Annotated in this window: 5 protein-coding genes; 2 read left to right on the top strand and 3 right to left on the bottom strand. The window is 60.2% G+C overall.

What is annotated here, in order from left to right; translation table 11 throughout:
* The first annotated feature begins 240 nt into the window (after positions 1 to 240).
* The gene (locus ACTD9P_RS22120) at positions 241 to 372 is read left to right on the top strand and encodes a hypothetical protein (protein ID WP_438869357.1); all 132 of its coding nucleotides are present in this window, start codon (positions 241 to 243) and stop codon (positions 370 to 372) included.
* A 274-nt stretch (positions 373 to 646) separates the two neighbouring features.
* On the opposite strand, the gene ACTD9P_RS22115 is transcribed toward ACTD9P_RS22120, so the two are convergent.
* Complete coding sequence (locus tag ACTD9P_RS22115; protein ID WP_438869356.1) at positions 647 to 2,971, bottom strand: TonB-dependent receptor; 2,325 nt, start codon at positions 2,969 to 2,971, stop codon at positions 647 to 649.
* A 124-nt stretch (positions 2,972 to 3,095) separates the two neighbouring features.
* Between ACTD9P_RS22115 and ACTD9P_RS22110 the strand changes: the two genes are divergently transcribed.
* Complete coding sequence (locus tag ACTD9P_RS22110) at positions 3,096 to 3,806, top strand: tetratricopeptide repeat protein (protein WP_438869355.1); 711 nt, start codon at positions 3,096 to 3,098, stop codon at positions 3,804 to 3,806.
* A gap of 50 nt (positions 3,807 to 3,856) precedes the next feature.
* Here ACTD9P_RS22110 and glpD read toward each other — a convergent pair whose 3' ends face one another.
* A complete protein-coding gene (gene glpD / locus ACTD9P_RS22105) occupies positions 3,857 to 5,395 on the bottom strand; it encodes a glycerol-3-phosphate dehydrogenase (RefSeq protein WP_438869354.1) in 1,539 nt (512 codons plus the stop codon).
* A 287-nt stretch (positions 5,396 to 5,682) separates the two neighbouring features.
* Entirely contained in the window at positions 5,683 to 6,438 is a 756-nt protein-coding gene (locus ACTD9P_RS22100) for a DeoR/GlpR family transcriptional regulator (protein WP_010212755.1), read from the bottom strand.
* Positions 6,439 to 6,470: the final 32 nt, after the last annotated feature.

The raw sequence follows: 6,470 nt of genomic DNA, 5'->3' as shown, positions 1-6,470 counted from the left end.
CGAATGCGGTGGGTCAGTGACAGATAAATTGACTGATACACCGCATTCGCGAGCAAGCCCGCTCCCACAGTTGACCGCATGCGGTTTTGAATATGAGGTCGGCTGCGGATTTGCATCCACTGAAGAGCTGCTTTTCTGTGGGAGCTGGCTTGCCTGCGATGGCATCAACCCGGTGTGCCTGGTGTACCGAGGTGTCTGCATCGCAGGCAAGCCAGCTCCCACATTAGACCGAGTAGGGCTTTGCTGTTGCTGTTGCTGTTGCTGTTGCTGTTGCTGTTGCTGTTGCTGTTGCTGTTGCTGTTGCTGTTGCTGTTGCTGTTGCTGTTGCTGTTGCTGTTGCTGTTGCTCTGGCCCTTACATCCTTTTCGATGACGAAGTCAGCGGTCTTTTGATCTGCGCTTTTGATCTTGATCTGAAATCGCCCCCCCAAATCACTGGCGGATTGCGGGCATGCCGAGCCATAGCGAGGCACCGAGTGTTGGGGCGAAGATTTTTGGTTACTTTTGTCTGGGCCGGCATTCCGGTCTTTACAAAAGTGACCCACTGTAAGAGCGGAACCCTACTCAGCCGTAACCGCAGCAACGGATATGTACACCACCAAAAGACCGCCATCGCAGGCCAGCTCCCACAGGGGGAGGTTTACGCTTTAGAAGGTGTAGTCCGCCGACACCACCGCCGCACGCCCGTCACCCGGCACTGCCCAACCGTTGTTACGGATGCGCGTCAGGTATTCCTTATCGAACAGGTTGTTGACGTTCAACTGCAGGTTCAGCTGTTTGTTGACCTTATAACCGAGCATCGCGCGCTGTACCGCGTAGCCAGGCGCAGTCGGTGCCCCGGCGGCGCTGACCAGGTACTGCTTGGATTGGGCGGTAATGCCGTAGCCCACTTGGAAGTCATACGGCAGGTCGTACACCGTCCATAGGCTGGCTGCATGTTTGGGCGTGAACGGTAGCGGTTCGCCTTTCTGTGCGTCGAACCCGGTGGTTGCCAGGGTGAAGTCGCTGGCGCTGCGCAGTACGCGGGTGTCGAGGTAGGTGTAGTTGGCGAACACCTTCCACTTGTCCGTGATCGCGCCGCTCAGGCCCAGCGCAACGCCGTCCGCACGTGCCTTACCGTCGAGCGATTGCGTGCCACTGAGGTTGGTTGGGTCGTTGCTGGCGACTTTGTAGTTGGTGCGGTCATTGCGAAAGACTGCGCCAGTGATCGACAGGGCGTTGTCGAAGAAGTCCCACTTGGTACCAATCTCATAGCTGACCGCGGTTTCCGGGGAGACGTTGCAGTTGTTGATGGCCGCCGTGTTGTTCTTGGCCGGGGTGTAGCAGCTGCCGTTGACGCTGGCCTGGGACGGCGTCTTGCTGTTGCCGTAGGCGATGTAGATGCTGCCGTTTTCGGCCGGCTTGTACACCAGCGCCAGGCGATAGGACGTCAGGTCATCCGCTTGGCCGAAGCGCCCGCCAGGGGTTTCCACGCCGGTGCTGGAGTAGGCATTGTTCACCGAACTGCCGGCGTTATGCTCGTAGCGCAAGCCGCCGTTGATTTCCCATTGCGGGTTGAGCTTGAGCGTGTCGAAGGCATAGGCGGCGCGGTTGTTAAGCGCACCGTCGATGTGCGCCGCACGGGTGAAGTTGACCGGGCCAGTCCACTCCGAGTTCGGGTCACTGAAGCTGACTGGTGGCGGCACGATGGTGCTGCCGTTGGCGTTGGTCAGCCATTTGCCGGTGTCCGCTTCATATTCCTCGCGGCTGATGGCGATGCCGGTGACCAATGTGTGCTCGATGAAACCGGTGCTGAAGTGGCTGGTCACGTCAGTCTGGTTGGTGAACATTTTGTTCTGGGTGTTGCGCTCGTTACCCAGCGAGCCGCCGCTCGGCTGGAAGTAGCCCGGCGCGAGGCCTGCGGTACACGGGGCGCCGGTGATCTGGGTGCCGGTGGCCAGGCAGCCGGCTTGGGCGCCTTCGGGGCCGGAGGCGCGCAGGTCTTGGCGCACGCGCTCGACGCGGGTGAAGTTGCGCACCGAGACGGCGTCGTTGAAGTCGTGCTCGAGCTTCAAGCTGAACGCGTCCGAGGTGATTTGCTGGTCATTGATGTTGTGGTAGCCGTAGTAGTCGCTCCAGCCCACGCCCGGCATCGGTTTGCCGTTGTAGATAGGGATGCCGTATTGCGGCGTGTTGTCGTCTTTCTGATGCTCATAACTGACGGTGACGCGCGTCGGCGTGCCCAGGCCGAAGGCAATAGAGGGCGCGATGCCCCAGCGCGAGTAATCTTCATAATCGCGGCCCGGCACGTCGTTACCATGGGCCATCAGGTTCAACCGGAAGGCAGTGGTGTCGTTGAGTTGCTGGTTGGTGTCCAGGGTGAGGCGCTTGTAGCTATCGGTGCCGATACCGGCGCTGATCGTGGTTTTATCGCGCAGCTCAGGCTGCTTGGTCACCAGGTTGATGGTGCCGCCGACTGCACCGGAACCCGAATACACCGAGCTTGCGCCGCTGACCACTTCGACCTGTTCCAGGTTGAACGGGTCGGTGCGGCTGTATTGCGCGCTGTCGCGCACGCCGTCGACGTAGATGTCGCCGCTGGCCGAGAAGCCGCGCAGGTTGATGCTGTCGCCATAACCGCTGCCGCCTTCGCCGGCCCCAAAAGTGATGCCGGGCACGGTGCTGAGCACATCGCGCAGGGTCAGCAGGTTCTGGTCATGAATGACTTCCTTGGGCACCACCGTGATGGTCTGCGGCGTATCGCGCAGCAACTCGGTGTACTTGGGGGATGAGGGCGCGGCGGGGTTGTAAGTGCTCTGGCTCGGCGCCTGACCTTCGATACTGGTCGCGCCGAGCTGGATTACGCCCGTGCCGTCATCTGCTGCAGTCTGCGCCGCATAACTGAATCCTCCCTGCGCAGCCGCTGCCAAACCCACTGCCGACGCGAGCAAATGCCGCGATGAAAGGGGGGCAGAACTGATCCCGGTAGCCATTGATTATTCTCGTGTGGGTGAAAGTGAGAGGCGATCGTAATTGATAAAGGATCTCAAATGTAATAGTTTGTAACGAAATAATTCATGAAACTTTTGCGGTCCTGGATCGCGGTGTAGGGCAGCCATGCAAAGCGACGCAGCGGATATCGGTGAAAACCCACGCGCCTATGCACGTTGGGTCATGCATGCCGCGCAACTGGGCGACGCTGACGCGCAGGCGACATTGGCGCAGCTGCTGCTCGACGGCCGTGGCGTGCAGAAGGATGAGGCGCTGGCGCTGAGCTGGTTTCGTATCGCCGCACGCCAGCGTCACCCCATGGCGATCAACATGATCGGGCGTTGCCTGGAGAACGGCTGGGGCTGCGCCATCGATCTGGCGGATGCCGCGCAGCATTACCGACAGGCCGCCGACCTGGGCCTGGATTGGGGGTTGTACAACTACGCGCAATTGCTTACCGGCGGGCGCGGTGTGGCGCGTGACCTGGGAGCGGCGTATGCGCTGTTTGCGCAGGCGGCGGATAAGGGCCACGCCAAGTCGATGAACCTGCTGGGGCGTTTCCACCATGAAGGCGTGGTGGTGCCCAAGGATGTGCGTCTAGCAAAGGCGTGGTATCAGCGCGCGGCGCAGGCCGGGGATTTTCGTGGGCAATATAACCACGCCGCAGAGTTGGTGGCGGAGGGCGATGAAGCCCAGGCCTGCGTATGGCTTGAGCGTGCGCTGGCAACGGCAACGCCGGGGTTTCTGCTGGCGGCTTATCCGGTGCTGCTGAGCGCGGCGTCCAGCGCGATTCGGGACATGGGCCTGCGTTATCAGCGCCAGGCACTCGCGACATAAAAAAAGCCCCTGGACCTTGCGGTACAGGGGCTTCTCGTTACGGCCTGAGATCAGGCCGCTTCAATCTTCGCGCGGTTTTGCTCAATCTTGGACAGGTAACGCTGCACGTTTTCCTGCTCTTGCGGCGTGGTGAACAAGCCCAGCTTGGTCCGGCGCCACAACACGTCCTGCGGTTGCGTCACCCATTCTTCGGCGCACAGGTAATCGACTTCGCGGGTGTACAGGCCGCCACCCAGGTGCTCGCCCAAGTCAGCCAACGATTGCACACCTTCGAGCAAGCGCCAGGTACGGCTGCCGTACGTGGTGGACCAACGGCGTGCGATCTCACTCGGCACCCAGTCGAACTTGGCGCGAATCGCTTCGGCCAGGGCTTCTGGCGTGCTCATGTTTTCGCCGCCCGGCAGGCTCGCCGTGGCGGTCCAGCTTGGGCGCATCTGCGTGAAAAACGGTGCCAGTTGCGCCATCGCCGACTCGGCCAGCTTGCGATAGGTGGTCAACTTGCCGCCGAACACCGACAGGATCGGCGCTTCACCGTTACCGCCAGACAGCGACAGGGTGTAGTCACGGGTAATGGCCGACGGGTTGTCCGATTCGTCGTTGCACAGCGGGCGTACGCCGGAGTAGGTGTGCACGATGTCGTCGCGGCTCAGCTGCTTCTTGAAGTGCGCGTTGACCACGTTGAGCATGTAGTCGGTTTCACCTTCGGTAATCGCGACCTTCGCCGGGTCACCGGTGTACTCACGGTCGGTGGTGCCGATGATGGTCAGGTGGTTCAGGTACGGAATAGTGAAGACGATACGCTGGTCTTCGTTCTGCAGAATGTGCGCGTGCGCACCTTCGTAGAGTTTCGGCACGATCAGGTGGCTGCCCTGGATCAGGCGGATACCGTAAGGCGAGTCCAGCTTCAGGTCTTCCTTGATGAACTTGGCGACCCACGGGCCGGCGGCATTCACCAAGGCGCGGGCGCGGATCGAGAACAGGCTGCCATCGGCGCGCTCCATGTTCATTTCCCACATGCCGTTGCTGCGATGTGCGCTGATGCAACGGGTCTGGGTGTGGATATGCGCGCCTTTTTCGCGGGCGGCCATGGCATTGAGTACCACCAGGCGGGCGTCATCAACCCAGCAGTCGGAATATTCGAAGCCTTTGGTGATCTCACTTTTCAGCGGGCTGTCGGGGCCGAACTTGAGGCTCTTGGATCCGGCGAGTTTTTCGCGCTTGCCCAAGTGGTCGTACAGGAACAGGCCCGCGCGAATCATCCACGCCGGGCGCAGGTGCGGGCGGTGCGGCAAGACAAAGCGCATCTGCTTGACGATGTGCGGGGCCTTGGCCAGCAGCACTTCACGTTCGGCCAGCGCCTCGCGCACCAGGCGGAATTCGTAATGTTCGAGGTAACGCAGGCCACCGTGGATCAGCTTGCTGCTGGCCGAGGAGGTATGGCTGGCCAAGTCGTCCTTTTCGCAAAGGAATACCGACAAACCGCGCCCGGCTGCGTCTGCTGCAATGCCGACGCCATTGATCCCGCCGCCAATTACGGCAACGTCATAGACTTCAGCAAGCGGTGGAGCAGGCAAGGTGGAAGGGTTCATCGGCTGGCCTCGCGATCTTTTTCGTCTTGGAATTCGAACATTAATGTTCATTTGCGAAAATGGTAGCTGATAAACGCGCGCACAGCCACCCGACTTCGATTGAAAAAACTCATCGAAGGGCGGGGAAAGGAAGAATTGTGAACACGAGCCGGGGGAAGGCTCAATAGATGGGGTGCTGGTTAAATCGCCTTCGCGAGCAAGCCCGCTCCCACAGTTGACCGAGTTCCAGCATGAGAATGCGGTTAACTGTGGGAGCGGGCTTGCTCGCGAAGGCGCCAGTGCAGGCGCTAAACCACTTCCAACCGAACCTTATGCTGATTCAATAACTGAACAAGTGCCGGCACCGGCTGCTGATCGGTCACCAAGCAATCCACCAGACTGATCGGCCCCAAGCGAATCATGGCATTGCGCCCGAATTTGCTTGAGTCCGCCGCCAGAATCACCTGGCGCGCATTGGCGATGATCGCCTGGGAAACCCTGACTTCCTGATAATCAAAGTCCAACAAGCTGCCATCTTCATCAATGCCGCTGATGCCCACCAAAGCAAAGTCGACCTTGAACTGGTTGATAAAGTCGACACTCGCCTGGCCCACCACACCACCGTCACGGCGCACATTGCCGCCGGTCAACAGCACATCGAAGTCGTCCTTGGCACTGAGCATGGTCGCAACGTTGAGGTTGTTGGTGATGATTTTCAGGTGGTTGTGATTGAGCAGCGCACGCGCGATGGATTCGGTGGTGGTGCCGATGTTGATAAACAGCGAGGCGTGATCTGGGATTTGCGCGGCAATGGCTTCGCCGATGCGTTGTTTTTCGTCACGCATCTGGTCGGCACGCATGGCGTACGCGGTGTTCTCGACACTGGAGTCATAGGCCGCACCGCCGTGGTAGCGGCGCAGCAGATTGGCGTCCGCCAGTTGGTTGATATCGCGGCGGATGGTTTGCGGGGTGACAACGAATAGCTGCGCCATCTCCTCGATACTGACGTAGCCGCGTTCGCGCACCAGTTCGAGGATTTGTTGTTGGCGGGGAGGCAGATTCATGGGGCTTCCTTTGGGCTGCCATACAAAAGTGG

The sequence above is a fragment of the Pseudomonas onubensis genome, assembly GCF_965653655.1.
Classification (GTDB): Bacteria; Pseudomonadota; Gammaproteobacteria; order Pseudomonadales; family Pseudomonadaceae; genus Aquipseudomonas.
This window is presented reverse-complemented; position numbering and strand designations above follow the sequence as displayed.